Annotated in this window: 28 protein-coding genes; 16 read left to right on the forward strand and 12 right to left on the reverse strand. The window is 65.5% G+C overall.

Annotated elements, in window-relative coordinates; all coding sequences use genetic code 11:
* Positions 1-48: 48 nt before the first annotated feature.
* The 8 genes from VLK31_RS25515 (at position 49) to ileS (ending at position 8,904) form a co-directional block, all read left to right on the forward strand.
* Positions 49-1,041, forward strand: a complete 993-nt coding sequence (locus tag VLK31_RS25515) for a class I SAM-dependent methyltransferase (RefSeq protein ID WP_409171261.1) — start codon at positions 49-51, stop codon at positions 1,039-1,041.
* A 47-nt stretch (positions 1,042-1,088) separates the two neighbouring features.
* On the forward strand, positions 1,089-1,904 hold the full coding sequence (locus tag VLK31_RS25520) for a hypothetical protein (RefSeq protein ID WP_409171262.1): 816 nt from the start codon (positions 1,089-1,091) through the stop codon (positions 1,902-1,904).
* Positions 1,905-1,928: 24 nt separating this feature from the next.
* Complete coding sequence (locus VLK31_RS25525; protein WP_409171263.1) at positions 1,929-2,228, forward strand: DUF1330 domain-containing protein; 300 nt, start codon at positions 1,929-1,931, stop codon at positions 2,226-2,228.
* 88 nt (positions 2,229-2,316) lie between these two features.
* Positions 2,317-3,231 carry a DMT family transporter gene (locus VLK31_RS25530; RefSeq protein WP_409171264.1) on the forward strand — a complete coding sequence of 305 codons (915 nt, stop codon included), beginning with the start codon at positions 2,317-2,319 and terminating at the stop codon, positions 3,229-3,231.
* 22 nt (positions 3,232-3,253) lie between these two features.
* Complete coding sequence (locus VLK31_RS25535; RefSeq protein WP_409171265.1) at positions 3,254-3,979, forward strand: alanyl-tRNA editing protein; 726 nt, start codon at positions 3,254-3,256, stop codon at positions 3,977-3,979.
* 115 nt (positions 3,980-4,094) lie between these two features.
* Positions 4,095-4,658, forward strand: coding sequence for a Rieske 2Fe-2S domain-containing protein (locus tag VLK31_RS25540; RefSeq protein WP_409171266.1), 564 nt, complete (start codon positions 4,095-4,097; stop codon positions 4,656-4,658).
* A gap of 266 nt (positions 4,659-4,924) precedes the next feature.
* The gene (gene argE / locus VLK31_RS25545; protein WP_409171267.1) at positions 4,925-6,097 is read left to right on the forward strand and encodes an acetylornithine deacetylase; all 1,173 of its coding nucleotides are present in this window, start codon (positions 4,925-4,927) and stop codon (positions 6,095-6,097) included.
* Positions 6,094-8,904 (forward strand): isoleucine--tRNA ligase, encoded by a 2,811-nt coding sequence (gene ileS / locus VLK31_RS25550; RefSeq protein ID WP_409171268.1) that lies wholly within the window; start codon positions 6,094-6,096, stop codon positions 8,902-8,904. The genes argE and ileS overlap by 4 nt, the downstream gene beginning before the upstream one ends.
* Before the next feature lie 34 nt (positions 8,905-8,938).
* Here the strand turns inward: ileS and VLK31_RS25555 are convergent, their stop codons facing one another.
* From VLK31_RS25555 to VLK31_RS25565, 3 genes are read right to left on the reverse strand one after another with little or no spacing between them, the layout of a single operon-like run.
* The gene (locus VLK31_RS25555; RefSeq protein ID WP_409171269.1) at positions 8,939-9,181 is read right to left on the reverse strand and encodes an oxidoreductase-like domain-containing protein; all 243 of its coding nucleotides are present in this window, start codon (positions 9,179-9,181) and stop codon (positions 8,939-8,941) included.
* A gap of 13 nt (positions 9,182-9,194) precedes the next feature.
* Entirely contained in the window at positions 9,195-10,547 is a 1,353-nt protein-coding gene (locus VLK31_RS25560) for a sensor histidine kinase (RefSeq protein ID WP_409171270.1), read from the reverse strand.
* On the reverse strand, positions 10,544-11,284 hold the full coding sequence (locus tag VLK31_RS25565; protein ID WP_409171271.1) for a response regulator transcription factor: 741 nt from the start codon (positions 11,282-11,284) through the stop codon (positions 10,544-10,546). The genes VLK31_RS25560 and VLK31_RS25565 overlap by 4 nt, the downstream gene beginning before the upstream one ends.
* Before the next feature lie 138 nt (positions 11,285-11,422).
* Between VLK31_RS25565 and VLK31_RS25570 the strand changes: the two genes are divergently transcribed.
* Positions 11,423-12,130, forward strand: coding sequence for a phosphatase PAP2 family protein (locus VLK31_RS25570; RefSeq protein WP_409171272.1), 708 nt, complete (start codon positions 11,423-11,425; stop codon positions 12,128-12,130).
* A 109-nt stretch (positions 12,131-12,239) separates the two neighbouring features.
* Positions 12,240-12,923 (forward strand): DUF4375 domain-containing protein, encoded by a 684-nt coding sequence (locus tag VLK31_RS25575; protein ID WP_409171273.1) that lies wholly within the window; start codon positions 12,240-12,242, stop codon positions 12,921-12,923.
* Here the strand turns inward: VLK31_RS25575 and VLK31_RS25580 are convergent.
* From VLK31_RS25580 to VLK31_RS25595, 4 genes are all read right to left on the reverse strand, one after another.
* Positions 12,920-13,687, reverse strand: coding sequence for a hypothetical protein (locus VLK31_RS25580; protein WP_409171274.1), 768 nt, complete (start codon positions 13,685-13,687; stop codon positions 12,920-12,922). The genes VLK31_RS25575 and VLK31_RS25580 overlap by 4 nt on opposite strands.
* Positions 13,688-13,722: 35 nt before the next feature.
* Positions 13,723-14,619, reverse strand: a complete 897-nt coding sequence (lpxO, locus tag VLK31_RS25585; protein ID WP_409171275.1) for a lipid A hydroxylase LpxO — start codon at positions 14,617-14,619, stop codon at positions 13,723-13,725.
* A gap of 469 nt (positions 14,620-15,088) precedes the next feature.
* Entirely contained in the window at positions 15,089-16,516 is a 1,428-nt protein-coding gene (locus VLK31_RS25590) for a sensor histidine kinase (RefSeq protein WP_409171276.1), read from the reverse strand.
* Positions 16,513-17,196 carry a response regulator gene (locus VLK31_RS25595; protein ID WP_409171277.1) on the reverse strand — a complete coding sequence of 228 codons (684 nt, stop codon included), beginning with the start codon at positions 17,194-17,196 and terminating at the stop codon, positions 16,513-16,515. The genes VLK31_RS25590 and VLK31_RS25595 overlap by 4 nt, the downstream gene beginning before the upstream one ends.
* 159 nt (positions 17,197-17,355) lie before the next feature.
* Between VLK31_RS25595 and VLK31_RS25600 the strand changes: the two genes are divergently transcribed.
* The gene (locus VLK31_RS25600) at positions 17,356-18,540 is read left to right on the forward strand and encodes an alpha/beta hydrolase (RefSeq protein WP_409171278.1); all 1,185 of its coding nucleotides are present in this window, start codon (positions 17,356-17,358) and stop codon (positions 18,538-18,540) included.
* A gap of 23 nt (positions 18,541-18,563) precedes the next feature.
* On the opposite strand, the gene VLK31_RS25605 is transcribed toward VLK31_RS25600, so the two are convergent.
* Positions 18,564-18,965, reverse strand: coding sequence for an OsmC family protein (locus VLK31_RS25605; protein ID WP_409171279.1), 402 nt, complete (start codon positions 18,963-18,965; stop codon positions 18,564-18,566).
* Positions 18,966-19,021: 56 nt separating this feature from the next.
* Positions 19,022-19,489: a winged helix-turn-helix transcriptional regulator gene (locus VLK31_RS25610; protein ID WP_409171280.1), complete on the reverse strand. Its 468-nt coding sequence runs from the start codon at positions 19,487-19,489 to the stop codon at positions 19,022-19,024.
* Between the two features lie 128 nt (positions 19,490-19,617).
* Here VLK31_RS25610 and VLK31_RS25615 point away from each other — a divergent pair, with 128 nt between their 5' ends.
* Both VLK31_RS25615 and VLK31_RS25620 read left to right on the forward strand, forming a co-directional pair.
* On the forward strand, positions 19,618-20,919 hold the full coding sequence (locus VLK31_RS25615; RefSeq protein ID WP_409171281.1) for a D-amino acid dehydrogenase: 1,302 nt from the start codon (positions 19,618-19,620) through the stop codon (positions 20,917-20,919).
* Positions 20,920-21,161: 242 nt separating this feature from the next.
* Positions 21,162-22,400, forward strand: a complete 1,239-nt coding sequence (locus VLK31_RS25620) for a diguanylate phosphodiesterase (protein ID WP_409171282.1) — start codon at positions 21,162-21,164, stop codon at positions 22,398-22,400.
* Positions 22,401-22,425: 25 nt separating this feature from the next.
* Here the strand turns inward: VLK31_RS25620 and VLK31_RS25625 are convergent, their stop codons facing one another.
* Positions 22,426-23,544 (reverse strand): Rieske 2Fe-2S domain-containing protein, encoded by a 1,119-nt coding sequence (locus VLK31_RS25625; RefSeq protein ID WP_409171283.1) that lies wholly within the window; start codon positions 23,542-23,544, stop codon positions 22,426-22,428.
* 626 nt (positions 23,545-24,170) lie between these two features.
* On the opposite strand from VLK31_RS25625, the gene tnpB reads away from it, so the two are divergent.
* From tnpB to VLK31_RS25640, 3 genes are all read left to right on the forward strand, one after another.
* Positions 24,171-24,476, forward strand: a complete 306-nt coding sequence (tnpB, locus tag VLK31_RS25630; protein WP_409171284.1) for an IS66 family insertion sequence element accessory protein TnpB — start codon at positions 24,171-24,173, stop codon at positions 24,474-24,476.
* A gap of 37 nt (positions 24,477-24,513) precedes the next feature.
* Complete coding sequence (locus VLK31_RS25635; RefSeq protein ID WP_409171285.1) at positions 24,514-24,852, forward strand: transposase; 339 nt, start codon at positions 24,514-24,516, stop codon at positions 24,850-24,852.
* 94 nt (positions 24,853-24,946) lie between these two features.
* Positions 24,947-25,375, forward strand: coding sequence for a hypothetical protein (locus VLK31_RS25640; protein ID WP_409171292.1), 429 nt, complete (start codon positions 24,947-24,949; stop codon positions 25,373-25,375).
* Here VLK31_RS25640 and VLK31_RS25645 read toward each other — a convergent pair.
* Together VLK31_RS25645 and VLK31_RS25650 are read right to left on the reverse strand one after the other, a co-directional pair.
* Positions 25,355-25,933 carry a GNAT family N-acetyltransferase gene (locus VLK31_RS25645; RefSeq protein WP_409171286.1) on the reverse strand — a complete coding sequence of 193 codons (579 nt, stop codon included), beginning with the start codon at positions 25,931-25,933 and terminating at the stop codon, positions 25,355-25,357. The genes VLK31_RS25640 and VLK31_RS25645 overlap by 21 nt on opposite strands.
* Before the next feature lie 148 nt (positions 25,934-26,081).
* The coding region (locus VLK31_RS25650; RefSeq protein ID WP_409171287.1) for an Hsp70 family protein at positions 26,082-26,586 on the reverse strand (505 nt) is incomplete at its 5' end.

Raw genomic sequence — 26,586 nt, forward strand, 5'->3', positions numbered from 1 at the left:
GCAATGTAATCAATTGGTTTTCAATGGTATTGAACTCACAGGTGACCCATGCAAAATGTTGATCGCGGCATTACCGGTTCTTCGCTCGCTGGCTCGGCAATCCTGCTCGAAATAGGTGCGGAATACGGAATTATCGAAATTCTCCAGAATTCGCCCGTGGTGGACGCCGCAACGGCGTCTCGCTCGTGCGGCATCAAGGAGTCGGTCATTTCCGCTTACCTCGATTCGCTGAGCAAAGCCGGAATCATCGAGGTGCTGAATCCCCAGGTACCGGCCACCTACAAAGCCAGCAGCCATTTCGACGAATTGATCAACGAGGTGGGCTATCTGTCCTGGGCATTGCGCGCCTGCGCGCCGTTGATCAACAACGCAAAAGAATTCTCCGAAAACAATGAAGAGGCGCAGGCCAAATACCCGCGCAGCGGCGGGCTGGTGGCGCGCACGTCGAAATGGATGGGTGAAAAGTCCTTTTACCCGCAGCCTGAAAATGCCATCGTGGCCATGGCACCGAAGAAAATTGTGGATCTGGGCTCGGGCTCCGGCGGTTTTCTTATTCGCATGCTCAAGAAAATTCCGGGCGCTACCGGCATTGGCATCGACCTGAGCGCGTCCGCCACCGAACAGGCCGTTCGCGCGGCCAGCGAAGCGGGAATGAGCGACCGGCTGCAATTCGTGACCGCGCCCATTCAAATTCTGGTGGAAGACGCTGCCCTGATCCGGGACGCCGACATCATTCACGCCGGCTTTGTGATGCACGACCTGCTGCCAGCCGAAGAGGCAACGCTCGACGCCTTGCTGCGCGCCTGCTGCGACCACGCCATCAAAGGCACGCTGATCATCGTCGACGCAATTCCCGTGGCGCACTCCACCTGGGAAAAGCCATTTGCGGCTGCGTTCAATCATTTGCACAACCATTTCATGTCCAGAAAACTCCTGAGCGAGGACGAATGGACTGAAAAGATGTTCCGCGCCGGATTCACGAATGTCAGGGTCGAAATTCTCGACCACCCTGGGGGCCGCATGCTGTTGGCAAGCAAGTAATGAAATTTCCACGGCATTTTTTAACCGACTGCAATTAGGAGTACGTCATGAGCGTTACCATTTCCGATCTGGTTGAGAGAGTTGAAAATCATCGCTGCTATTCCCATCCAATTTTCAAGAATTGGGTGAAGATCGAACCCGAGCCGCCCGTGGTGGGCGCTCTTTTTCACCAGATCCAGAGCTTTTGCGCCTCCACCCGCCCGGGCTGGAATTTTCCGACCGCGCTGAAAACGCACGGGCTGCACCGCCAGAGCGAGCTGCTCGAAGAAATCGTGGAGAGCGAGTCGGGCCACGGCCCCGAGCTGGCCACCATGGCGGGCTACATCGTCAACCAGTCGGCCGAGCGGCCCGTGTTTGCGGACCTCTACAACCAGGCGCAGGTCGAGGCCAAGCTGAAGGACTTTTCCAATCAATTGCTCGGCTCGCTGCCCGGCTACGACATGGCAACCGGCATGACCGCCCAGGTGCGAAAAGCCATTGGCGTTTTCGAGCACCGCAAGCTGACGGACATCGAAAACACCTACCGCAATCTCGGCACCACGCTGGCGCTGGAAATGATCTCCAACAAGCAATTGATTCCAGGTGAAAAGTATTGCCTGGTGGACAGCGGTATTTACCACGCCAGCCTCGACGTGCCCGAAATGCATTACCTGCTGGAACATTGGGGTGAGGTGGGTGCCGAACAGCATCACGAGCAAAACGCCCGCACAGCGGTCGAATTGGCCTTGGAAACGGAATACGCCCACCTGGTGATTGAAGGCGCGGACGATTTTCTGGATTCGCTCACCGGCCTGTGGGACGTGCTGGATTCGGCCCTGCTGCAATCCGGCGTCGCGCAGGAACGCAAATTGGCGTATGTGTAGCCACAGGTTCAGCAAGATCAGCCCATGGTCGCCTATCTGATTGGCCGAATGTCCATTGTGGATCCGGATCAATACAACCAATACAAACAGCTCACGCCCGGCATCATCGAAAAATTCGGCGGCAAGTTTCTTTCGCGCGGAGGCGAACGCATGCATCTGGAAGGCGCACTGGACGATCGTCGTGTGGTGCTTTTCGAATTCGAATCGGTGGACGCGGCCAGGCTTTTTTACGAATCACCGGAATACACGCACGCACGAACGCTGAGAAATGGTGCTGCCACGGACATGCAGCTGCTGGTGGTCGAAGGATTTGAAGCGCATTAGCCATTCACCCCCGGCCTGATTGAAATTCAAAACAAACGAACAAACAGACTGGCACGACCGACGGAGACCGGTCGTGCCTGAATTAAAAATGACGACATACATTGCCCTGCCGGCCGCATCCAAAAGCAATTTTCTGTCCTTCATGGCGCTGCTGTTCGGCGCGGGCGCCTTGGCGCTGGGCGGCGTTTTTTTGAGACACAGCGAATTGCCCCCGACCGCCAGCGCGGTTTACAGGGTGGCGCTGGCCATTCCCATCTTCTTCTTGCTCGACAGGCTTGCCGCAAGAGCCGAGCCTGTGGGCACGTTCACTCAGGCGCTCGACAAGGTGCCGGTAATTCCGATCAAGCTGATATTGGTCGGGTTCATTTTTTCAGGCAATCTGGCGCTGTACCACTGGTCGATGACATTGACCACGCTGGCCAATTCGAATTTGCTGGCCAATTTGGCGCCCATTTTCGTGGTGCTCGGCTCGCGCGTATTTCTGGGCAAGAAATTCAATTCGGGTTTCATGTTCGGCATGCTGTTCGCATTGGCCGGCGCGTTCATATTGATCGGCCACCGGCTGGACTTCGGCTCCAGCTACATGACCGGCAACCTGCTGGGCTTGCTGACGGCGGTGTTCTACGGCTCGTACCTGCTGGCGGTGAGCCTCGTGCGCTCCAACTACCGAACGATGACCGTCATGGCGTGGAGCAGCGTGGGCACGCTGATGGTGCTGCTGCCCATCACGCTGCTGCGCGGCGAATCGCTGGTGCCGCACACGGCGCAAGGCATGTTGATGCTGCTGGCGCTGGCCGTGGTGTCCCATGTGGGCGGGCAGGGCCTCATCGCCTATGCGCTGGCCAAGCTGCCCGCCGCGCTGTCTTCCATCACGCTGCTGGTGCAGCCCGTGATTGCGACCGTGCTGGGCGCCTACCTGTTCCACGAGTACCTGAGCATTCCGGAGTTCGTGGGGGGCGCCGTGATTCTGGTCGGCATCGTGACCGCGCGCCGGTTTTCGTAAACCTTGCGCCACGGAGGCATTCATGTCCCCTTATCTTTGCCATACCCAGCCCGACTGCTTCAGCTTCGACGCCCACGTGGTGGCGCGCCGCCCTGGCGCCGTGCTGCTCGACCGGTCTTTCTTCTATCCCGGCGGCGGCGGGCAACTGGCGGACCGCGGCACGCTGCAATGGAACGGCGGCAAGGTCGCCATCGCCCGCATCGAAATGGAAGGCGGCAATGCGTGGCATTGCTTCGACGAAGCAGACACCGCCGCCGTGCCGGCTGAACAAGTCGTCGCCCGCGTCGACCCGGCCTTCCGCCTGCTGATGAGCCAGCTGCACACCGGCCTGCACATCCTCAATGCGCTGGTGTACCAGCGCTTCGAGGGCTCGCTGGTCACGGGCGTGCAGATGGCGGCCGACGGCACGGCCCGCATCGACTTCGATTTGCCCGAAGCCGACAACAACGACCTGCGCAAGCTGGAGCCCGCGCTCAACACCCTCATCGGCGACGGGCTGCAGGTGAACGCGGTGTACCTGAACGCGAGCGAACTGGCGGGCGAGCCGGGCGTGTTGCGCAGCCGTTCCGTGGCGCCACCGAGCCAGGACGACGGCAGCACGCGCATCATCGAAATCGTCGGGCTCGACCGGCAAGCCTGCGGCGGCACGCACCTGACGAAAACCTCGCAGTCGGCACCGCTGCGCATTCTGAAGATAGAGAACAAGGGGCAGCACAACCGGCGCATCCGCATCGGCCTGGTCAGATAGGCCGGGCATGGCCTTTCCACAGCGAGAGGCGGGAACCGCTGGCCCCTCTGGATCCGGCGCTCTGCCCGACGGGTTTCTGCCGCCCAACTGCGACTTTGCCGCGCAAGACTGGCCCGTGCTGGCCAAGCAGTGGTTTCCGGTGGGCCGCGTCGACCAGGTCACCGCCCGGCCCAGGCAGGTGGTGTTGCTGAACCTGCGCCTGGCCGTTTACCGCATGGCCGAGGGCGTGCGCATTGCGCGCGACATGTGCCCGCACCGCGGCCTGCCGCTGAGCAGCGGCCGCATCGAAGGCGAGCAGCTGGTGTGCGCCTACCACGGCCTGCGCTTCGGTGCCGCGGGGCAGTGCGTCGAGGTCCCGGAGAAGCTCGCACCCAAGACGGCAAAATGTTTCAGCCTCACGATGTTCCCTGCCGAGGAACGGCACGGACTTGTCTGGACCTGCCTGATGCCGCAAGGCGAGCCGCGCATACCGCACATTGCCTCGTCATTCGGCGCATCGGACACATTGGACGAGGCCAACCACGCAGCGGAAATCCAACTTCAGATCGAACATTGGCTGAGCTTGGCGAAATTCGGATTTATGGAGCCAGAGTTAACGACAGACCCTGGCTATCTTTCCTCGCTGCAGTCCCTCGCCATGAACGAATACCAGCGGCTGCTCGACGCGATGAACATCTGACTCGGCGTCATTCAATTTTCGCCAATATCACGGTGAGGCCCCCTGCCATGCTGCAGTGCACAGCGAGGCCCTCACATGACGCACACCTTCCGCCCAGCCAGCACAGACGTTCCAGCGCCAGCCTGCGCGGCCGGCAACGCGCAGCCCGTTTCGCTGCCGCTGTACCTGCACCGCCTGCTGCTCTTTCTAGCCGGCGCCAGTCGCTATTTGGCACGGCGGCAGCCGCACCGCAGTCGCACCTGTTCACATGACGCTCGAAGCACAAGATGACCGTCTTCCATGGCATGACCACCGTCGACGTCTTGCGCACGCTTGTGGCGTTCGACACCACGTCGCATCGCTCCAACCTGGAGCTGATCCATTGGATTGCGGACTACCTGGCGGCGCACCGGGTGAAGGTGCATCTGGTGCACAGCGAAGACGCACGCAAGGCGAACCTGCTGGCCAGCATCGGGCCTGACGTGGCGGGCGGCATGGTGCTGTCGGGGCACAGCGACGTGGTGCCCGTGGCCGACCAGAACTGGAGCGCCAACCCGTTCACGCTGGTGGAGCGCGACGGTCGCTTTCACGGCCGCGGCGCGGCGGACATGAAGGGCTTCATCGCGGCCTGCCTGTCGGCCGTGCCGTCATGGCAGCGGCGCACGCTGAGCCGCCCGATTCACCTGGCCTTTTCCTACGACGAAGAGATCGGGTGCCTGGGCGTTCCCAGGCTCGTGAGCCGCTTGCAGACACTGGTGGCGGCGCCCGCGCTGGCCATCATCGGCGAGCCGACGCAGATGCGCATCGGCGTGAGGCACCGGGGCTTCTTCGGGCACCGGGCACTGTTCAGCGGGCTGCCCGCGCATTCGAGCGACCCCTCGCTCGGCGCCAGCGCCATCGAGCCCGCCGCCTATCTGGTCACCTGCCTGGCCGGGCTGCGCCGCAGCTTTGCCAGCCAGGGCAGCGAGGCCACGCTGAACATCGGACGCATCGATGGCGGCACCGCCATCAACATCGTGCCGGGCTGCTGCGAGGTGCTCTGGGAGTTCCGCCCGCAGGACGAAGCGGCCGTGGCGCTGGTGCACGACGCCGTGCGCCAAGCCTTGATGGACTTGCCCGCCGGCGTCACCGTCGATGCGGTGCAGGTGGCGGGCGTGCCGGCGCTCTCCACGCGCAACAACGCCGCGGCGGTGTCGGTCGCACGCCAGCTCGGCGCGCTGTGGCCCGAGGCCGATTTGCCTTTCGGCACCGAGGCGGGCTTCTTTCAGCAGGCCGGCATACCCACCGTGGTGTGCGGCCCCGGCGCCATTGCCCAGGCGCACCAGCCGGACGAATGGATCTGCGCCACGCAACTGGCGGCGGCCGACCGCTTCATGCAGTCGGCCGGTGTCTGGGCCGCCGCGCCTTGCCCTTCGTTGCCCCTGGTTTCCCGCACCTTCAACCGCACGACCGCTCCATGACAGAACTCAAAGACACCCTGAACCTGCTGAAGACCCCGTTTCCGATGAAGGGCGACCTGCCCCGCCGCGAGCCCGGGCTGGTTCAGCGCTGGGCCGACCAGCGCATCTACGAGCGCATGCGCGCCGCCGCGGCCGGGCGGGTGCCGTTCGTGCTGCACGACGGGCCGCCGTATGCGAACGGCGACATCCACATCGGGCACGCGGTGAACAAGGTGCTGAAGGACATGGTCTTCAAGAGCCGCTTTTTCGACGGCTTCGATGCGCAGTGGATTCCCGGCTGGGACTGCCATGGCATGCCCATCGAGCACCGCATCGAACAGACCCACGGCCGGGGCCTGCCGACGGAACAGGTGCAGCAGCTGTGCCGCGACTACGCGCTGCAGCAGACGCAGAGCCAGAAGAAAGACTTTCTGCGCCTGGGCCTGCTGGGCGACTGGGCGCATGCCTTTCGCACCATGGACTTCGAGACCGAGGCCAACGAGCTTCGCTTTCTGGACCGCATTCGCCAGCGCGGTCTGCTGTTTCGCGGGCAGAAGCCGGTGAACTGGTGTGTCGATTGCCAGTCGGCCCTGGCCGAGGCGGAGCTGGAATACGCGCCCCGGCGCTCGACGACGGCCTATGTCGGCTTGCGCGTGCTGGACGCGGTCGATTTCGCGTCGCGCTTTCAATGGCAGCCCATGCCGCACAAGCCGAACGAACCGGCACGCCTGGCCATCTGGACCACCACGCCCTGGACGCTGCCGGGCAACAAGGCCGTGGGCGTCGACCCGAACGCCAGCTATGGCCTGTACGACACGCCCAAGGGCCTGCTGGTGCTGGCCGTGGAAAGCACCGCGGCATTGCTCCAGGCGCTGGGCACGGACCACGAACTCTGCGCCGTGGCGCTTGGCAGCGCGCTTGTCGGCCTCATGCTCGCGCATCCGTTGCTGGAGGCCGAAGTGCCGGTGGTGGCGGCCGACTTTGTGTCGCTCGACACCGGCACCGGCCTGGTTCACCTGGCGCCGGCCCACGGCGCGGAAGACTTCGAGCTGTGCCGCGGCCTGGGCATTTCCGGCGACAACGTGATCGACGGTGCGGGCCGCTTCGTGCCCGGCCTGCCGACCCTGGGCGGCATGGCGCTGCAGGAAGGCAGTGCGGCCATCTTCGAGATGCTGGCGGCCAACGGCGCCTTGCTGCGGCAGGCGCACATCGACCATTCGGACCCGCACTGCTGGCGCCACAAGACACCGATTCTGTTTCGCGCGACGACGCAGTGGTTCATCGGCATGGACCGCCGTGCGAGCGGCGATGCGCGCACCCTGCGCGAGACCGCGCGCGAGGCCATCAGAGACGTGCCGTTCTACCCCGCGTCGGGCCGCTCGCGCATGGAAGCGATGATCGACGGGCGGCCCGACTGGTGCGTGTCGCGCCAGCGCTCGTGGGGCGTTCCGCTGGCGTTCTTCGTGAAGCGCAGCGACCGGTCTTTGCACCCCGAGACCGCACGCCTCGTCGAAGAGGTGGCGCAGCGCATCGAGCGCGAAGGCGTTGCCGCCTGGACCCGCCTGCGCCCGGCCGACCTGGGGGTAGACGAAGCCGCGTACGAAAAGCTGGCGGACACGCTGGACGTGTGGTTCGACTCCGGCTCCATACACGCCACGGTCTACAGAGACCCGCGCCGCCCGGAGGCTCCCGGCGGCCAGGCCGACCTGTACCTGGAGGGCTCCGACCAGCACCGCGGCTGGTTCGGCTCCTCGCTCATGACGGGCTGCGCGGCCGACGGCCATGCGCCCTTCAAGGCCGTGCTGACCCACGGCTTTGCGGTGGACGCGCACGGCAAGAAGATGAGCAAGTCGCTGGGCAACACGGTCAGCCCGCAGGAGGTGGCCAGCACGCGCGGCGCGGACATCGTGCGGCTGTGGGTGGCCAGCACCGACTACGCGACCGACATCTCGGTGTCCAGCGAAATTCTGGACCGCGTGGTCGAGATGTACCGGCGCATTCGCAACACGGTGCGCTTTCTGCTGCTGAACGTGTCGGACTTCGATGCCACCGCCCACGCCGTGCCCGCGCACCGCCTGGCGCCGGTCGACCAGTACGCCATGGCGCGCTGCGCCGAGCTGGTGGCGCAGTGCCGCCAGGGCTACCGGGACTACGACTTCGTGGCGGTGACGCGGCTGCTGCACGGCTACTGCGCCGAAGAGCTGGGCGGCTTCTATCTGGACGTGCTGAAAGACCGGCTGTATGCCGGCGCACGCGACGGCCACGACCGGCGCAGCGCACAGACGGCGCTGCACGTCATCTTGCGCAACCTGCTGCTGCTGGCGGCACCGGTGCTCAGCTTCACGGCCGAGGAAGCGTGGGCTGTGCTGTTCGACTCCAACGACGACAGCGTGTTCGTTCACACCTGGGACGAAGCCGCGCCGGCCCGCATCGACATGTCGCATGCCGGCGATTTCTGGCGGCTGGTGAAGCAGTTGCGCCCCGGCGTGATGAAGGCGATTGAAGACGTGCGCGCGAGCGGCACCATCGGTCGATCGAGCGAGGCGAGCATCGTCATCGAGGCGCCTGCGCAGGTCATCGACGCGCTGTCGCCGCTGCGCTCGGAGCTGGCGTCGGTCTTCATGGTGGCGGACGTGGGCCTGAAGGAAAGCAGCACGGTCGACATCAAGGTGCGGCGAACCGCCGCGCTGCGCTGCGCCAGGTGCTGGCGGCATGAGGCGACGGTGACGGCCGATGCCGGGACAGACTTGCTGTGCGACCGGTGCCAGGAGGTGCTGCGCAGCTTGCCTGGCTTTGCGCGCGAAGCGATGTCGGCGCCGGCGGCTTGAGCCAGCCGCAGACGCAGCCGCGCAGGTAGCGGATTCAGTCGCGCTGGGCGGCGCCATCGCCCCAGATCAGCGATGCATCGTCGCGCCAGTAGTTCACCGCCGCGAGCCAGCCCTCCCACACGCAACCGTTGCAGCCGCGCCCGCAGCAGGTGGTGGGCTCGGGTGGCGGCGCGCGCAGCGCGAGCCCTTGCGCGGCCAGCAAGGCCTGCACGCGCACGATCAGCGCTTGCGCGCCGGCAAGGTTGGTGGGGTCGGGCAGGCGGTCGATGGGGTTCATGGCGGGTGGATTTTCAGGCCACCAGGTTCAGTTCGAGCCGCATGCGGGCCCCGCCCGATTCGCTCGACCCGATGGTCAGTTGCCCGCCGTGCAGGCGCGCCACCTCCGCCACCAGGTGCAGCCCCAGCCCCGCGCCGCGACCGCGCGGCACCAGCCGGTGAAAGGGCGCCACCACGCGCTCGCGGTCGGCCTCTGGAATGCCCGGGCCGGAGTCGAGCACCTCGAAGCCCGAGGGCTCCCACAGCCGCACCTGAATGTCGCAACCCGGCCCGCCATGCTCGATGGCGTTCTGAATCAGGTTGGCAAGCGCGCGCTCCAGCGAGGGCGCGTCGCCGCGCACCCACAGCGGGCGCGCCGCGTCCACCGAGAGCGTGCAGCGGTTCATGATGGCCAGCGGCGCAATGTCGCCTGCCATGCGCTCGCACAGCGCCTTCAGCTCGACCTGCTGGCGGTCCTGCGCGGCGATGCGGTCCAGCCGCTGCAGGTCGAGCAGCTGCTCGGCCAGCGTGGCCAAGCGCGCAGAGGCCTGCATCAGCTTCACCTTGAGCGGGTCGGCGGGCAGCCCTTCGATGTGGATCTGCAGCGTGGTGATGGGCGTGCGCAACTCGTGCGCGGCGTCGGCCAGAAAGCGCTCTTGCCGGTCGTAGCCTTCGTTGAGGCGGTCGAACGCGCGGTTCACTGCGTTGACCAGCGGGCGAATCTCGCTCGCCACGTTGGCCAGCGGCAGCCGCGTGGTGCGCTCGTGCACGTCGATGCCTTCCGCGTGTTCGGCCGTGGCCACCACGCCCTTCAGGCCGCGCTTCACCACGAAGGGGGTCGCCAAGATCACGCCCAGGCAGGTGACCAGCGCCATGGGCGCCACCAGAAAAAGGAACACGATGCCCGTGCCCTTGAGCGTGTTCTTCACAGTCAGCGGGCCGCCGGTCTGGGCAATGACGGCCACGGGGCCGGCGCGGCTCTCCACGCGCTCGAAACGGGCCTTGGGCCGGGTGCTGTCGTTCTCGGGGTTGAAGGCCACGCGGTCCATGCCGTCGAGCACGTCCAGCAGGCGGATGTACGAAGGCGGCACGTCGCCATGGCGCAGCAGCGCGCCGTGGCCGTCGCGCACCACGAACCAGAGCGGCGGGTCGGCCGACTGCAGCCGCTGCAGCTCGGGCGTGGGCTCGGCCAGCAGCCGGCCGTCGGGGCCGCGCGTGAGCGCACGCTGGATGGCCGCCACCGTCTTCTGCCCGGTCTCGTCGACCACGCGGCCCAGCGACCATGCGAGCCCCAGAAAGCCGCCCATCACCAGCGAGCCCACCACCACCTGCAGCAGGATCAGGCTCCAGATCAGCCGCCAGCGCAGCGAGAGCAGGCTGAGGCTCATGCCGCGGACGGTGCGGACGGCGCGGGCTGTGCGCCTGCCGCAGGCTGTGCAGGCTGCGCTCCTGGCGTTGCCGCGCAGATCAGGTAGCCCACGCCGCGAATGGCATGAATCTCGACCTGCGCGCCGGCCTTGTCCAGCTTGGAGCGCAGGCGCGAGACATGCGTGTCGAGCGCGTTCGACTGAATCTCTTCGCGCTCGCCGTACACGCGCTCCTGCATGGCCTGGCGCAGCACGGTGCGCCCGCGGTGCTCCAGCAGCGCCTCCAGCACCAGGAGCTCGCGCCGCGGCAGCGTGAGGCTGGCCTCGCCCACGTGGGCCTGGCGCATGGGGTGGTCGAAGCGCAGCTGACCGAGCGCGGTGACCAGGTGGGCGCGCACCGCGGGGCGGCGTGCCAGTGCGCGCACGCGCGCCATCAGCTCGTCCATGGAGAAGGGCTTGGCCAGGTAGTCGTCGGCGCCGCCGTCCAGGCTCAGCACGCGCTCGGCCACGTCGCTCATGGCTGTCAGCACCAGCACCGCGGCGGCCACCTGGTTGTGCCGCAGAAAGGCCACCAGCGAGAGGCCGTCGCCGTCGGGCAGGCCGCGGTCTAGCACGATCACGTCGTGCTGCGCGCTCAGCGCCGCCTCTTCGGCTTCGCGCAGCGAGCCGGCCACGTCGACCACAGCCTGGTTCTGCCGCAACGCCGAGGCCAGGGCTTGCGCCAGATCGACTTCGTCTTCGACGAGCAGGATTCTCATGAGGGGTGTGCGAGGGGCCGGTCGGATGCAAAAAGGCCGGCCATTCTAGGAGAGCGCAGCTTGCAAAAGACGCAATGTTCACGCAATGCAAGCCCCTAAGCTGCAAGGCCCAACCCCCTCACTCCGAGAGCAGCATTGGTGACCTTCCGTCCGGCCATTCCCACCCCCGTGCCCTGCGTGCCGCTGCGGCCCGCCGTACCCTGGTACCAGGCGCTGGCCCAGCGCATCGCCACGCTGTGGGGGGTGAAGATGGTCGGCACCACGCTGGGCATTTCGGGCTTCTTCTTCATCTATTTCTGGGTGATGCACAACCCGCTGTCGGAGCCCACGGTGATGCCGCTGACACCCATGGACCACTGGGTGGGCGTGAGCAACCGCGCGATGCTGCTCTACGGCTCGCTGTGGTTCTACATTTCGCTGGCGCCGGCCTTCACCCGCAACAAGGCCGAGCTGTGGGCCTGCGCGCGCGACGCCGCGCTGATGGCGGCAGTGGGCCTGGTCGTGTTCTGGGTGTTCCCGACGGTGGTGCCCGCGTTTGCGGTCGACTGGGCGCAGTACCCGGCGCTGCATTTCTTGAAGAGCGCCGATGCGGGCGGCAATGCGTTCCCGTCGCTGCACGTCGCGTTCGCGGTGTTCGCGGCCGTGCAGTTGCATCGGCAGCTGCGCAGCGTGCAGGCGCCGGCATGGGCGCGCACGGTGAACATGCTGTGGGCGCTGGGCATCGCCTATTCGACGCTGGCCACGCGCCAGCATGTGCTGCTCGACGTGCTGGGCGGCACGCTGCTGGCGGTGGTGGTCAGCTGGGCGGGGGCCGCGCGCGACCGGCGGGTGTGGGCCGCGGCCTGAGTTGCAGGCGTGCGGCATCGGCCGCTCTCTAAACTCGACCCGCCCGGGCAAGTCATCTGCCCCGGACGCATTCTTTTTCTCCCGACATGAACCCCACCTTGCCCGCGCCATGACAAGTTTCAGCGACATCTCTTCCGCGCTGCGCATCGAACGCGTCACGCTGGGTGCCGACAGCCTGCAATTGACGCTCGCCAACGGCAGCGAACACAACCAGCCCTATCGCATGCACAGCGTGCTGGAAAAGGCGACCGACGTGCAGCGCACGCAGTGGGTGCTGGTCGATGGCGGCTGCGGCATCGCGTGGCCTGCGTTGGTGCCGCCCGACGAGGTCGGCTTGATCAACACGCTCGACCTGGCCTGGGAGGCGTCGTACGACGCCGCGATGGCCTTGCTGAAGCAGGCCGACTGGCAGCTGGAGGCGCTGCCCTCGCGCGAGCAGGACCTGTGCGCGCTGTGGCGGCTCGAGGCCGACATGAACAACGGCGGCTTTCTGCAGTTCTTCGGCAACTGGGGCGAAGCCAACTGCCGCATCGCAATGGCGGCGCTGCAAAAAATGGGCGCGCACCAGGCGCTTGCCATCGTGCAGCGGCAGCGCGACATCGTGCAGCGGCTGGAGGACGACCCCCGCATGCAATCGATGCAGGACATCTATGGCCTGCTGACGGAAGCGGAAAGCGACGAGCTCGACGAACTGGACCACGCCTTCTGGGCTTACCCGGACCGGCTGGCGCCGTTGGGGTTGGCGTGCTACGGGTGGGGTGACATGGCGTCGCCCGTGCCCGAGCGTGGCTAGATCGGCTGGCCGATCAACTGATCGAATTCGGCGTCGGTGCAGTGGCTGAGTTGCGCCGCGTTGGCGCTCAGGTAGTACGACAGCACGCCCTTCGGGCCGCGATCCGCCGTGAAGCCGATCTGCGCGATGGGGCCGCAGGACTCGCAATGTTGCGAGCTCGCGTGCACGGCGCCGGCGAAGGCGCGAACGATGTCCGGCAGGCCGCCGGATTTGGTGAGGCCGGCGTCGAGCGCGTCTTCCGCTGCGGCCAGGTGCTCGCTGTCTGCGAGGCCGAGCGGCCAGTTGATCAAAATGGGCGACGTGATCGCCTGCGGCGCGTCATCGGCTTGCTCGCCGAGCGTGAACGCCCACGGCAGCGGGACCTCGGGGGCCTGCGCGAAGCGGGCGCACATCAAGATGCTCTGCAGCATTTGGACGTCTGCCAAGCCCGAGGCGCGCCCCTCGCTCAACAGCGCGTCGATCTGGCCGAGAACATGCGCGCGGGCCGCCGTACCGTCTTCCAACGCCGTGGCGCTCAGCGCATCGAGTGCCGCGCGAAGGGCCAGCACGCTGCCCGCGCCCGTGGCCCAGCTGCGGCCGATCTGTCGGATCTTGCGGCGATGGAACGACAGCGTCGTTTGGTAGCCGGTGTCGGTGATGTGAAGCGGCAGGTCGTCAGGGCCGTCGTGCCGCACCACGCCCGGCGAATCGCCTTCGAAGGTGAATCTGGTGTCGGCGACCGCGAGGCTCAAACCTGGCAATGCAAGAACGGCGCAAAAAGTCATTCAGGGGTCTGCAGGTGGGTGGGCCGCGGTTCGGCTTACCAGAAGATCCAGAGCGCCAGGCCGCCGAAGATGGCCCACTTCACCAGGTAGTAAGCCCGCTTGTCCCACGCCTTCAGGCGCTTGCCCACCACGCGAATCTGGTAGATGTATTTGAACGCGCGGTTGATGCCGCCGGTCTTGTCGCCTGCCTCGTTGGGCGAGCTGGCCGCGGCCAGCAGGTTCTTGGCGAACCAGCGGTTCACCGCGCTGGCCCAGCGGTATTTCAGCGGGCGCTCGATGTCGCAGAACAGAATCACGCGGTCGTGGTCGGTGGTGTTCTCCGCGTAGTGAATGAAGGTTTCGTCGAACACCACGGCCTCGCCGTCGCGCCAGTGGTAGCGCTGGCCGTCCACGTCGATGTAGCAGCCTTCGACACCTGGCGTCCACAGGCCCAGGTGGTAGCGCAGCGAGCCGGCAAAGGGGTCGCGGTGGCGCACCAGGCGGCTGCCCGGGGGCAGCTCGGCGAACATGGCGGCCTTGATGGTGCCGATGCCTTTCAGCAGTTCGGTGGTGCGCGGGCACAGCACGGCGGCCGACGGATGGGCTTCGTCGTACCACTTCAAATAGAACCGTTTCCAGCCGCTCTTGAAGAACGAGTTGAAGCCAACGTCGTTGAACTGGCTGGACGCCTTGATGCTGCCGCCATTGCGCATGGCCAGCGCTTCTTCGCGAATGACTTCCCAGTTTTCTTCGAGGATGCGCATTTCGGGGAATTGCGCGGGCGAGAGGTACGGCGTACCCGGTACCTTCGAGAAAAGGTACATGAAGACGTTCAGCGGGGCGAGGAAGGTCGAGTGGTCAGAAAGCTGTCTGAAGAACTTGTGCCGAACCTGGCCACGAAAATGAACGTAAAGCGCGCTGAGCGCAAAGATGGCAAGAATGACCCACTTCATTGGGAAAGTGTCCTGTAAACGGCACCCGGAGGCAGCCGGCTAGTGTAAATCGTTGCCCCAAAATGGACCTGACCTGGGTTTTTGGGGCTTTTGGGGCGTCTCTTGGGGCACTTGTTCAGGGCACTCTGTACAGGGCTCTTGTTCAGGGCGCTGTTTTCAGGGCGCGTGCACAGGCCGCCGGGTACTCCCCTCCGCGAATGTCCCCCGGCCTGCGGCCTCCTCCTTTATTTCGCTGCGGGGAGCACCCGACGCCCTGTGCACCTGGGCACGCTCTGGGTGATCGCACGATCAACTACCGCTCTGAAAACGCTCACGAGGGTGGGGTGCCTTGCGCAGCGAAATAAAGGAGGAGGGGCGCAGCCCCGGGGGACATTCGCGGAGCAAGGTACCCCGCCCTCGTGAGCGTCGCCCTGAACAGAGCCCTGAACAGAGCCCTGAACAAAGAGCCCTGAACAACGCCACAAACAACTCAGCTACACAACAAAGGCTGCGGCGCATCCGCCTCGGCCAACGGCAAGCGCACAGTCGCCAACAGCCCGCCCCCCGCAGCCTCGCCCAGAGACACCTCGCCACCATGCCAGTCGACCACCGACTTCACGATGGCCAAACCCAGACCACTGCCACTCTGCGTCTGCTCCGGATTGCGAAAGAACCGGTCGAACACCCGCTCACGCAACGGCGGCGGAATACCCGGCCCCCAGTCGGCCACCGTCAACAAGGCATGCCCGCCGTCCCGCGCCACATGCACCATCACCGTCGTGCCCTCCGGGCTGTACTTGATGGCGTTGTTGATCAGGTTGTCGACCATCGACGCCAGACTCTCCCGCTCCCCCAGCACCGGCACACGGTCGTCGCACACCAGCTCCAGCTCCACATGACGCGCGCTCGCCAGCCCCTCGATCATCGCCAGCCGGTCCTGCACCAGCGCGTCCAGCGACAGCATCACCGGCAGGTTGTTGCCCGACACCGCGTCACTGCGCATCAACTGCAGCAACTGCCCCACCAACCGCGCCGCCCGGTCGTTGCTGCGCAGCAGGTTGCCCATGAGCTCGCGCTGGCCCTCGTCCGTGCTCTGCTCCTTCAAGGCTTCCACGTTCACACGCATGGCGGCCAACGGCGTTCGCAGCTCGTGCGCGGCGTCGGCAATCAGGCTGCGCTCGCGTGTGGTGCTGTCGCGCACGCGCTGCAGCAGGCTGTTGATGCTCTGCACCAGCGGCTGCAGCTCCTTGTGCGGCGGCGCATACGACAGCGGCGTGAGGTCGGCCGGGCCGCGCTCGGCGGTTTCCTTGCTCACCTGACGCCACGGCCGCAACGCCAGCCGCACCGACAGCCACGCCGGAAACACCAGAAATGGCAGGCTGATGACCAGCGGCAGCAGGTAGTAGCCGCGGTTGAGCACGGTGACCGTCAGGCGCCAGACGCTGGGCTCGGCCAGCAGCACGCGCGTGTCGGAGGTGGTCGACACCAGCGTGCGCGCGCGCCATTCGCGGTTGCCCGCCTTCACCGTCTCGATGCGGTTGGGCGCCGTGTTCAAAATAACCGGCACGGCCGCCGTGGAGCGGTACACCAGGCGGTCGCCCTGCCACACCTGCAACACCGGCGCGCTGTCGGATGCGGGGTCGCCGTCGGCCACGGTCTCGACAAGGGCGGCGTCGAAGGCGGCCAGGGTCTGCTGCTGGCGCTCGGGTTGTTCGGCCATGTTCTGCGCAATGGCCATCACGGTGTTGAAGATCTTGTCGTACTTCAGCAGCTCGGGGTCGTCGTAGGAGTCGTACAGCAGCAGCGCGATGGTCATGGTCCACAGCAAGGCCACCACGGCCATCTGCGCCAGCAGCAGGCGCCGCATCAGGGAGGGCTGTTTCCAGTTCTTCCAGCGCAGCGCCAGCGCCTGCATCATCTGGCGGTGCTCCGCGCCAGCGACTGCATGTCGATCACATAGCCGATGCCGCGCACCGTGCGGATGTAGCCCTGCCCTATTTTCTTGCGCAGGTTGGAGATGTGCACTTCGAGCGAGTTGCTGCCGTTGGCCTGGCCGCCGGGCAGCACCTGCTCTTCCATCACGCGGCGCGTGACCACGCGGCCGGTGCGCTTGAGCAGCAGCGCCAGCAGGTCGAACTCGCAGCGCGACAGTTCCACCGGCTCGCCGTCGACGATCACGCCGCGCGTGGGCTCGTGCAGCGCCAGGCCGCGCATGCGAATGGTCTCGTCGTTGAAGCCGTAGCTGCGCCGCGCCAGGGCGCGCACGCGCGACAGCAGCTCGGCCAGCGCGAAGGGCTTCACCAGGTAGTCGTCCGCGCCGTCGTCCAGGCTGCGCAGGCGGTCGTTCAGGGCGTCGCGCGCGCTGAGCACCAGCACCGGCAATATCTGCTTGTCGCGGCGCAGCCGAAACAGCAGGTCGAGCCCGTCGCCGTCGGGCAGGCCCAGGTCGAGCAACACCATGTCGAACGTGCCGCCGTCCAGGGTGCGCAAGGCGTCGTCGAGCCGGCGGACCCACACCACGTCCATGCCTTGATTGGCCAGGGCAATGCGCACGCCGTTGCCAAGATCAAGGTCGTCTTCCACAAGCAAAAGATTCATGGGCCTCCACGGGAATGAGCCAGCCCGGGTCCGGGATGAGGCCGAAGTATCTGCGAAGCACCCACGGCGCACTTCAGGAAATCTTCATGAACACCGCAGCCGTCCTTCAGGTGCGCGCCACAGACTGCAACCACCCTTTGCACCCGAACCACCATCGACATGAATCGCTTCACCGCACCGACCGCGCGCCCCACCCCGCCGACCCGCTTCCAGCCCCAGCGCAGGACCATGCTGCGTGCCATGGCGCTGAACGGCGCCGCCGCAATGACTGGCATGACCGGGTTGACGGCCTGCGGTGGCGGGGGTGGCAACAGTGTGGGCCCAGGCACCGGCCCAGGCACCGGCCCAGGCACCGGCACGGTATCGGTCACGGACCGCTTCGTGAAGGTGTCGAGTCAGCCCGATGTCTCGCTGCAGGTGCGCGACTGGCAACGCACCGGGCCCACCGGCGGGAACGTCGGCAAGGTCGGCTCCGGCCCCACCTTCGTGCTGCTGGCCGGCCTGGGCGGCAACGCGCGCTTCTTCGACAGCCTGGCGCCGGCGCTGGCGGCCGACGGGCGCGTGGTGGCGATCAGCCGGCGTGGCTACGGCCAGTCAGGCAAGCCGCTGCCGCACGCGTCCGCCACGCAGTACTACGAGACCGACACACTCACCTGCGACCTGAAGGCCGTGCTCGACGAATTGGGTCTGCTGCGCGTGGTGCTGGGCGGCCATTCGATCGCGGGCAACGAGCTCACCAGCTTCGCGGGTCGCCACCCCGAGCGGGTGCGTGGCCTGGTGTACCTCGACACCACCTTCGACTACACCGTCGATGCCGACGCGGGTGGCGAGGAGTTTCCGGCCAACGGCCTGCTCAACACACCCACGCCCACGGCGCACGACAACCGTTCGCTGCAGGCCGCCGTTGCCTTCAACCAGCGCATGTCGAAGGACTGGTGGCCACCGCTGGAGGCTAACCTGCGCGACAGCCTCGACCTGCTCTCGGACGGCAGTGTGCGCATGAACACCCCCAATGACGTGGAGACCGCCATGGACACCGCCGCCCACATGTTCAAGCCCGACTACACAGCCGTGCGTGCGCCCGCGCTGGTGATGACCGCCTTGCCCAGCGAGCCACGCGACCTGTTCCCCTGGCTGGAGCTGCCGCTGGACGCCAAGACGCAGAAGGACGCAACCGACTTCGTGCAGCTCTTCCGCCGCGTGCGCGCAGCGGATTCAGACAAGCTCGTGGCGGCACTGAACACGCCGCACCGCCTGACGCTGGACAACTGCTGCCACACCGACTTTCTGATGGCGCGCGAGGCCGAGGTGCTGCGCGCGATCCGCTTCATGACCTGGGCCTGAGCGCGCTGCAGAGCCGGGACAGTTCAGTCCGCCCAGCCCGTCTCTATCTCGGTCTTCACCTCGGTCATGAGCTTGTGCACCGGGCACTTGGCCGCCACGCGCAGCAGCTCCTCGCGCTGCGCCTCGCTCAGGTCGCCGGTCACGCGCAGGCCCGACTTCAGGCGGTAGATGCCCTTGCGCTCCTCGCTGGCATCGCGGTCGACCACCACCTCGATGTCTTCCACCGGGATGCCCTTGCGGCGCGCGTAGATCAGCACGGTGAGCGCCTTGCATGCGGCCAGCGAGGCGTCGTACAGGTCGTGCGGCTCGGCGCCGCCGTCGCTGCCACCGCCCGCGGGCGACGCATCGACCGGTATCTCGTGGTTGCGGATCTTCAGGATGTGGCGCGTGCCGGTGGTGCCGTCGCGGCGGATCGAAATGGTCATGCGGGTGTCCTTGAAAAGGGTTGGGCTTGCTCGGCGTGCCGAATCACCGCGGCGGCTTATCGGTCGACCGCCAGCGTGAGCGTTTCCTTGATTTCTTCCATCACCACGTAGCTGTGCGACTCGGCCGCCACCGGCAGCTTTTTCAGGATGTCGCCCAGCAGGTGCCGGTACTCGCTCATGCCGCTCAGGCGCGCCTTCACCAGGTAGTCGAAGCTGCCCGACACCAGGTGGCATTCGAGCACCTCGGGCATGTGCAGCAGCTCCTGCTTGACCTTGTCGAACACCTCGCCCGACTTGGCCGAGAGCTTGATTTCCACGAACACCAGCAGCGTCTTGCCCAGCGCCTCGGGCGACACCCGCGCGTGGTAGCCGGTGATGACGCCGTCGCGCTCCATGCGCTTCACGCGCTCGGCGCAGGGCGACGCGGACAGGCCGATGTGCTCGGCCAATTCGGTCATGGACATGCGGCCCTGGCGCTGCAGCACGTCGAGGATCTTGCGGTCGATTCGGTCGAGTTCGGGCATTTCACTTCGCGCGTGGCATTGGGCTATTTTCGACAGTGGATTCCGCTGCCAAATTTATAAAAACAATGGAATCAGTGGCATTGTGCACTTTAGATTTGCTGTATTCCATCTGAATTGGCGAATACACCATGAAAGTCATTGTTCTGGGCGGCGGCGTGATCGGCACCACCACGGCCTACTACCTGGCGCGCTCCGGCGCAGAGGTCACCCTGCTCGACCGGCAGGGCGGTCCCGCCGAGGAAACCAGCTTCGCCAACGCTGGCCAGGTGTCGCCCGGCTACTCCACGCCGTGGGCCGCGCCGGGCATTCCGCTGAAGGCCATCAAGTGGATGTTCAAGAAGCACGCGCCCCTTTCGATTCGCCCTGACGGCACGCTGTTTCAGCTGCGCTGGATGGCCGCCATGCTGCGCAACTGCTCGCCCGAGGCCTACGCGGTGAACAAGGAACGCATGATGCGCGTGGCCGAATACAGCCGCGGTTGCCTGCAGCAGTTGCGCGCCGACACCGGCCTGCAATACGAGCAGCGCACCGGCGGCACGCTGCAGTTGTTTCGCACACAGGCGCAGCTGGACGCGGTGCAGCGCGACATTGCGGTGCTCAAGGAATGCGGCGTGCCCTATGAGCTGCTCGACCGCGACGCGCTCGCCAGCGTCGAGCCCGCGCTGGCCGGCGCGCGCGAGCGCCTCACCGGCGGCCTGCGCCTGCCCAACGACGAAACCGGCGACTGCCACCTGTTCACGCGCGGCCTTGCCGAGATTGCGCGCGGCCTGGGCGTGGACTTTCGCTTCGGCCAGACCATCGACGGCCTGCAGACCGAGGGCGACCGCATCACGGGTGTGCGCACTACCACCGGCAAGGTGCTCACGGCCGACCGCTATGTGATGGCCTTCGGCAGCTATTCGCGCGCCGCGGTGGCCTCGCTGGGGCTGGACATTCCGGTGTATCCGGTCAAGGGCTATTCGCTGACGGTGCCGCTGCTCGACGAATCGCTCGCGCCGCAGTCGACCGTGCTCGACGAAACCTACAAGGTGGCGGTGACGCGTTTCGACAACCGCATTCGCGTGGGCGGCATGGCCGAGCTGGGCGGCTTCGACCTGCGGTTGAACCCGGCACGGCGTGCCACGCTGGAGAAGGTGGTGACCGATCTGTTCCCGGGCGGCGACGTGGCGCGCGCCACCTTCTGGACGGGCCTGCGCCCGATGACACCCGACAGCACGCCCATCGTCGGTGGCACGCGCTACCCCAACCTGTTTCTGAACACCGGCCACGGCACCCTGGGCTGGACCATGGCCTGCGGCTCGGGCAAGCTCATCTCCGACATGGTGATGGGCCAGCGCCCCGAGATCCGCACGGACGGCCTTGCGATGGACCGCTACGAGCAGGGCGCTGCGCGCGCCCCACGCCGGAACCCGGCGACCGCGACCGCCTGACACGGCGCAGGCACTGGGCCTGGCGCCCCGCAAGCGCGTGGCCTGGTGCCCAGCAGGCGCGTGGCCTGGTGCCGCAAAAATAAAGGGCCCGATCCGCGGCCCCGGCCCTTCAGATCCTGCCTCGCGAGCCGATAGCCTTCATGGCCCGGCAGTTGCGCGCTCCATCGGCGTGCATGATCGTGTTGGATTCGCAGTTGCGCGACCCATTTCGCCGCTAACCTCTGTGATTCCGGAGTCATCTGATGCAGCCACTCGTCCAAATCGCCTACGTCAGCAAAGCGAAGCAAGCATTCGATCCGCCCGCCATGGCGGAGCTGATGCGGCGTTCGAGCAGCGCCAACGAAAGCCGCGGGCTCACCGGTTTTCTTCTGTATGACAGCGCGCACTTCTTCCAGCTGCTGGAAGGCCCGCCGGCCGCCGTCGACCACCTGTTCGAGAAGATCCGCGGCGATGCACGGCATGGCGACATCGTGTGCGTGCTCAGCGAGCCGCTGCAGGCGCGTGCCTTCTCCGAGTGGTCCATGTCCTACATGACCATCACGCGCGGCGAACTCGGCGCCATCGACGGCCTCAAGAGCTTCTTTGCCGCCGGCGCCACGTTCATGGACCTGAGCGCGCCCCAGGCGCGCCTGCTGGTTGCCGCCTTCGCGGACGGGCGCTGGCGGCAGAACATTGCCGGGCGTGCATCGCAAGGCCGGTCGCCCGATGCCGCGCCGGCGCCGTGGGTGTCCGCGCATGGCCGCAGCTATGCCTACCAGCCGATAGTCGACACGCTGGCCCGCGAGGTGGTTTCCTATGAAGCCCTCGTTCGCGGGGCCCAAGGCGAATCCGCGTTCCAGGTGCTCAGCGCGGTGCCGCCCGAAGAGCTGCATCGCTTCGACGCGGACGGCCGCATCACCGCCATCGAAATGGCGGCCCGGCTGGGGCTTCGTTGCAACCTGAACCTCAACTTCATGCCGCAGAGCGCCGTCACAACGCCGCGCGTGCTGGAAAGCACCCTGGCCGTGGCACGGCGCTGCGGCATTGCGCTGGAGCGCATCGTCATCGAGGTCACGGAGAGCGAGGCCATTCAAGACCATCGCCGGTTCGCGGAGTTGATCGACGTGTACCGGCGCCAAGGCCTGAAGGTGGCCATCGACGACTTTGGGGCGGGGTACTCCGGCTTGAACCTGCTGGCCGAGTTTCAGCCTGACCAGATCAAGGTGGACATTGCCCTGGTGCGGCAGATTCAGATGAGCGGCCCGCGCCAATCGATCGTTCGTGCCATCGTCGGCTTGTGCCGCGAGCTGCGCATCGACGTGATTGCCGAGGGCATCGAGTCACTGGAGCAGCTGCGTTGGCTGGAGAACGAAGGCGTGCGCCTGTTCCAGGGCTACCTGTTTGCGAAACCGGGCTTCGAGTGCCTGCCTCAGCCGTCGCTGCCCGCGCCGGACCTGCGGCGCGGCATTCCCCTGACGCTCGTTCAGCCCGCGGCGCGCTAAGAAAACACCGGTTGCGGGCAGGCGCTCACGCCGCCTCGGGCGTTGAAACTGCCATCGGAACGGCCATCGCGTTTGCAATCGGAATCACGGCGCGTCCCATGCCACGGTGAACTTCCGCCTCTCCATGCCTGGCCAGCAACTGCATCAGGTGCTTGCGAATCAGCATGCCCGGCCGGTCTGATTCCATCGAGTACTCCACGCCGCGCCGGCGCGTATCGACCAGTGCATCAGGGTCGGTCGACTCCAGAATGTCCTTGTCCTCGCGCGTCACCGCATCGTCGAAATCGATCAGCATCTGCGCCGCGCAATCGGCCTCCGTGTCGTTGCGAAAGAGCCATTGGCACAGCTGCATGCGCCCGTCGTCGATGGGCGTGAAGCAGTTGATGATGATGTGTCGCACACCGCTCGGGTACTCGATGTCCAGCCGGCGCGAGAACGGCAGAAAGTAGGCGTTGCGCATGTGGCGCGTGGTGATCGGGTCGGTCACGCCGCTGATTGCATGAAACTTCACGGGGTTGGTCGCCTCGATGACCGTCTCCGCATAGAAGCCCGACTCGTTTTCCACCAGCTCGTACTTGCTCGGCTTCGGGCTCGCGGCCACGCCGAAGGTGGCGCGGTGCACAAAGCTGAAGTGCGAGTTGTCGAACGAGTTTTCCAGCGCGCGCATGGGGCTGGTCTGCCACTCTTCATAGAACTGGAAGATCGTGCGGTAGCCCGCGTCTTCGAACTCCGGAATTGCGGGAATGTCGGCGATCGGGTCTTCCAGCGCCACCCATGCATAACCGTAGCGCGCGGTGCAGTGATAGGCCGTGGTCTTGTAGTCGGGAGAAATCTTGCGGTCGGGCTCGTACTGCGGAATGCGCACCACCTGGCCGCTGCGGTCGTAAGTCCATCCGTGGTAGCCGCACTGAAGTGCGCCGCTGCCGCAGGCCTGGCCCTCACCGTCCACGCACCAGCCCTTCGACAGCTTGGCGGTGCGGTGGCAGCAGCGGTCGCGCAGCGCGGCGGGCTGGCCGGTGCCGTCGATGAACAGAACGATGTCTTCGCCCAGCAGCCGAAAGGGCTTGGGGCCATGGGCCAGTTCGGTGAGCGGCATGACGGCATGCCAGAACTTGCGGAAGACGGGTTGTTGGGTAACGAGCATGCGTGGACTCCTTCTGTGTTGCGTGTGGGGACGAACGTGAAAGAGCAATTTCCTGCCGCAACGAACAAGGGGGGCTTGTCGTGCGGCTGAACGCTTCTACTCTGCGCAGCCTGACATGCAAGTTGCGCGCCCGCATTGTGGCGCGGCGCGCCGGCCAATGCACGTGTGCCCGCGCAATGCCCCGGCAAAAGGCTGTCGCGGAAAATTGGAAACACACAACCTACCCAATGAAATCAACAACTTGCACGGCTTTTTTTCAACAGAATGCTCAAAAAAACCCGTACAACATTGTGCACAGCAATTTTCTTGTCCGATCGGAAAAATCCCTCGAACGACTGTTCGCGACCTGGCCTCAACGCTGCGGTAAAGAACAGACCGTGACGCGTGCAAAGCTTGGAAGGGGACCAACACAACAGCCCCGGCAACTGAGTTGCTCAGCGCCCCACGCGGTTGCGAGCGCATAGCAGAGGGCACGCTCGCCCAATAGCCTGCTGAAGCACCAACCACCTGAAGCTACTGCCCATTAGACGCGGGTCCAGTTTCGCGGTCTGCCGCATTTGGCGGCGCTACACGCCGTTCTTGCTCCGCGAACGCACCTTTTCGGGGCGCTTCGAAATGTGATCCGCGTGGACGCCGTATGGCTTGCCTGTGAGCCGTTGGACATGCGTGCCGGCACCGAGTCGGCGCTCGGCCGGGTGTTCAAGGTTCTGGGCGAAGCGCGACCTCACCATGCCTACCTGTTTGCCAACCGACGTGCCAATCGCATGAAGGTGCTGGTGCACGACGGCATCGTTGTGTGGCTCGCGGCTCGGCGCTTGAATGCAGGCAAGTTCATCTGGCCCAAGGACGGCAGCACCCTCGCATCGACCCGGTCCCAACTGGAGGCACTCGTCCTGGGACTGCCTTGCACCGCATCGGCGAGCCCGGTGTGATCAGCATCCTGTAGCAGCGCAGTTAACGCATCTGCGGATGCGTGCTCAGGTGGCCGGCCGCATCATGGCCGCCGTGATGGACAGCAACAGCAGCCACGGAACGGACGTCATCGACCCCGCCTTCGCCGGCATGAGCCTGGCCGAGGTATGCGCCCTGGCCCGTCGGCTTCAGACGCAAGTTTGCTACACCGAAGCGCTCAATGCCAAGCTCACCCACGAGATGGCGGTGCTCAAGCGGTTGAAGTTCGCTGCGACCTCCGAGCGCTTCAGCGCCGAGCAAAAAAGCCTGCTCGAAGAGGCCATCGACGAAGACCTAGAAGCCTTGGCTCGCGAGGTAGAGGCGCTTCAGACGACAGCAAAGAAACCGACCGCCTAGGGTTAGCCACTGCCATCTGACCTGCCGCGGCGCGACGTTCACCACGTGCCGCACCCCGGGTTGCGGCTGCCAGCTCAAGCGCATCGATGAAGACATCTCGGAGAAGCTCCACTTCCTGCCCGGCAGCTTCGCGGTCGAGCGGCCTGTGCGAGGCAAGTGGGCTTGCGTCAAATGCCAGACGCTCATCCAGGCGCCGGTGCCGGCGGCCGTCATCGACAAAGGCATCGCCACTGCGGGCCTGATGGCGCATGTGGTCGTGTCCAAGTACATCGACCACCGACCGTTGTTCTGCCAGGAGGCGATGGGTCAATGTTCGACGGCAATCAACAGACGGCCGCCACCAAACGCGCAAGGACGGTGCGCGCATTCGACGGACCGGCAACATGATTGCCTTGCGCGATCAAGCCCAGCAGGTTCGCTTTGTGAAGGCCCTGACAGAGCGAACCTATCTGCGAGCGCAGGCAGTCTGCTGCCGACGCCTCGCGCAAGCACCACAACGTTGTCAAGCTTCCAGTTGCCTTGAGGAATCTGCCAGATTTAAGCTGTAGATAACTTGGGTCATGTCCTGAGGGTTGGACATGTGATCGAGCCGAAGATGCGCCGCGAACCTGCGCATTAGTTCGTTGTCCCGGGCATCGCTTGAATACATCTGCGTGATGCCCCTGCGCCGAGCAGCCTGGACCAGATGCCACATCAAGTGCGTGCCCAGTCCCTTGTTTTGCCAGCCGTCGCTGACCACAACCGCAAATTCACAGTCCTTGCCGTCGGCCTGCGCACTGAAACGCGCCACGCCGACCTCATGGTTCCTGGCCCCCTGATCGATCACCGCGACATAGGCAATGTCGGTCGCGGGATTGATTGCCGTCAATTGGCGAAGCAGCGCCTCGCTGGGCGAATTCATCGACTCCAGAAAACGAAAGCGTCGAGCGTCATTCGACAAGCCCTCGATGAAGCGGCGCTCCATGTCGACATCGTCGCGATGAATCGGGCGAATGAGCACGCGGTCGCCCCCGCGCAACACTTCGGTCCATTCCGTCGATGCGTCGTTCCAGCCGGTAGAAAGAGGAAGGTTGCTCGTCATGGGATCTCTCTGGTTTTGCTGCGTTGCGTTGCGTCCCCCGACCCACTTCGCTGCGTGACAACGATGAACGACATCGGGCCATTCTTGGCCTTCGCCCTGCCCTCGTCTGTGCGACAACGCACGTTGAGTTCACGGGTGCCGGTCGCTGCTACTTGACCTCATGGACTTCTGCGTCCACCACGTCGTCGGCTGCAGGCGCGCTGCTGGCGGCACCGGGCTTCGGCGGCGCGGCGGAACGCATCTTCTCCGCCAGCTTCTGGCTTGCCATCTCGAGCGCCGTGGTCTTCTCATGGATCGCCGCCTTGTCTTCGCCCGTCAGGGCTTTTTCAAGTTCGTTGATGAGCGCTTCCATTCGCGTCCTGTAGGCGGCTTCCAGGCTGGCACCATGTTCGCTCAGCGACTTCTTCACGCTGTGCACCATGGCTTCGCCCTGGTTGCGGGCCTGCACGATTTCGAGCTTCTTCTTGTCGTCTTCGGCGTTGAGCTCGGCGTCCTTCACCATCTTCTGGATCTCGTCCTCGGAGAGGCCCGAGTTCGCCTTGATGGTGATCTTGTTTTCCTTGCCCGTGCCCTTGTCCTTGGCGCCCACGTGCAGGATGCCGTTGGCGTCGATGTCGAAGCTCACTTCGATCTGCGGCGTGCCGCGCGATGCC

Origin of the sequence: Variovorax sp. H27-G14, assembly GCF_046156345.1 — a bacterium.
In the GTDB taxonomy this organism is placed as follows: Bacteria; Pseudomonadota; Gammaproteobacteria; order Burkholderiales; family Burkholderiaceae_C; genus Variovorax.

What these genes read in the sequence shown, in the direction of transcription:
- VLK31_RS25515 (WP_409171261.1), top strand. Translation starts at nt 49, where the DNA reads ATGCAAAATGTTGATCGCGGCATTACCGGTTCTTCGCTCGCTGGCTCG.
- VLK31_RS25520 (WP_409171262.1), top strand. Translation starts at nt 1,089, where the DNA reads ATGAGCGTTACCATTTCCGATCTGGTTGAGAGAGTTGAAAATCATCGC.
- VLK31_RS25525 (WP_409171263.1), top strand. Translation starts at nt 1,929, where the DNA reads ATGGTCGCCTATCTGATTGGCCGAATGTCCATTGTGGATCCGGATCAA.
- VLK31_RS25530 (WP_409171264.1), top strand. Translation starts at nt 2,317, where the DNA reads ATGACGACATACATTGCCCTGCCGGCCGCATCCAAAAGCAATTTTCTG.
- VLK31_RS25535 (WP_409171265.1), top strand. Translation starts at nt 3,254, where the DNA reads ATGTCCCCTTATCTTTGCCATACCCAGCCCGACTGCTTCAGCTTCGAC.
- argE (WP_409171267.1), top strand. Translation starts at nt 4,925, where the DNA reads ATGACCGTCTTCCATGGCATGACCACCGTCGACGTCTTGCGCACGCTT.
- ileS (WP_409171268.1), top strand. Translation starts at nt 6,094, where the DNA reads ATGACAGAACTCAAAGACACCCTGAACCTGCTGAAGACCCCGTTTCCG.
- VLK31_RS25555 (WP_409171269.1), bottom strand. Translation starts at nt 9,181, where the DNA reads ATGAACCCCATCGACCGCCTGCCCGACCCCACCAACCTTGCCGGCGCG.
- VLK31_RS25560 (WP_409171270.1), bottom strand. Translation starts at nt 10,547, where the DNA reads ATGAGCCTCAGCCTGCTCTCGCTGCGCTGGCGGCTGATCTGGAGCCTG.
- VLK31_RS25565 (WP_409171271.1), bottom strand. Translation starts at nt 11,284, where the DNA reads ATGAGAATCCTGCTCGTCGAAGACGAAGTCGATCTGGCGCAAGCCCTG.
- VLK31_RS25575 (WP_409171273.1), top strand. Translation starts at nt 12,240, where the DNA reads ATGACAAGTTTCAGCGACATCTCTTCCGCGCTGCGCATCGAACGCGTC.
- VLK31_RS25580 (WP_409171274.1), bottom strand. Translation starts at nt 13,687, where the DNA reads ATGACTTTTTGCGCCGTTCTTGCATTGCCAGGTTTGAGCCTCGCGGTC.
- lpxO (WP_409171275.1), bottom strand. Translation starts at nt 14,619, where the DNA reads ATGAAGTGGGTCATTCTTGCCATCTTTGCGCTCAGCGCGCTTTACGTT.
- VLK31_RS25590 (WP_409171276.1), bottom strand. Translation starts at nt 16,516, where the DNA reads ATGATGCAGGCGCTGGCGCTGCGCTGGAAGAACTGGAAACAGCCCTCC.
- VLK31_RS25595 (WP_409171277.1), bottom strand. Translation starts at nt 17,196, where the DNA reads ATGAATCTTTTGCTTGTGGAAGACGACCTTGATCTTGGCAACGGCGTG.
- VLK31_RS25600 (WP_409171278.1), top strand. Translation starts at nt 17,356, where the DNA reads ATGAATCGCTTCACCGCACCGACCGCGCGCCCCACCCCGCCGACCCGC.
- VLK31_RS25605 (WP_409171279.1), bottom strand. Translation starts at nt 18,965, where the DNA reads ATGACCATTTCGATCCGCCGCGACGGCACCACCGGCACGCGCCACATC.
- VLK31_RS25610 (WP_409171280.1), bottom strand. Translation starts at nt 19,489, where the DNA reads ATGCCCGAACTCGACCGAATCGACCGCAAGATCCTCGACGTGCTGCAG.
- VLK31_RS25615 (WP_409171281.1), top strand. Translation starts at nt 19,618, where the DNA reads ATGAAAGTCATTGTTCTGGGCGGCGGCGTGATCGGCACCACCACGGCC.
- VLK31_RS25620 (WP_409171282.1), top strand. Translation starts at nt 21,162, where the DNA reads ATGCAGCCACTCGTCCAAATCGCCTACGTCAGCAAAGCGAAGCAAGCA.
- VLK31_RS25625 (WP_409171283.1), bottom strand. Translation starts at nt 23,544, where the DNA reads ATGCTCGTTACCCAACAACCCGTCTTCCGCAAGTTCTGGCATGCCGTC.
- VLK31_RS25635 (WP_409171285.1), top strand. Translation starts at nt 24,514, where the DNA reads ATGCGTGCTCAGGTGGCCGGCCGCATCATGGCCGCCGTGATGGACAGC.
- VLK31_RS25645 (WP_409171286.1), bottom strand. Translation starts at nt 25,933, where the DNA reads ATGACGAGCAACCTTCCTCTTTCTACCGGCTGGAACGACGCATCGACG.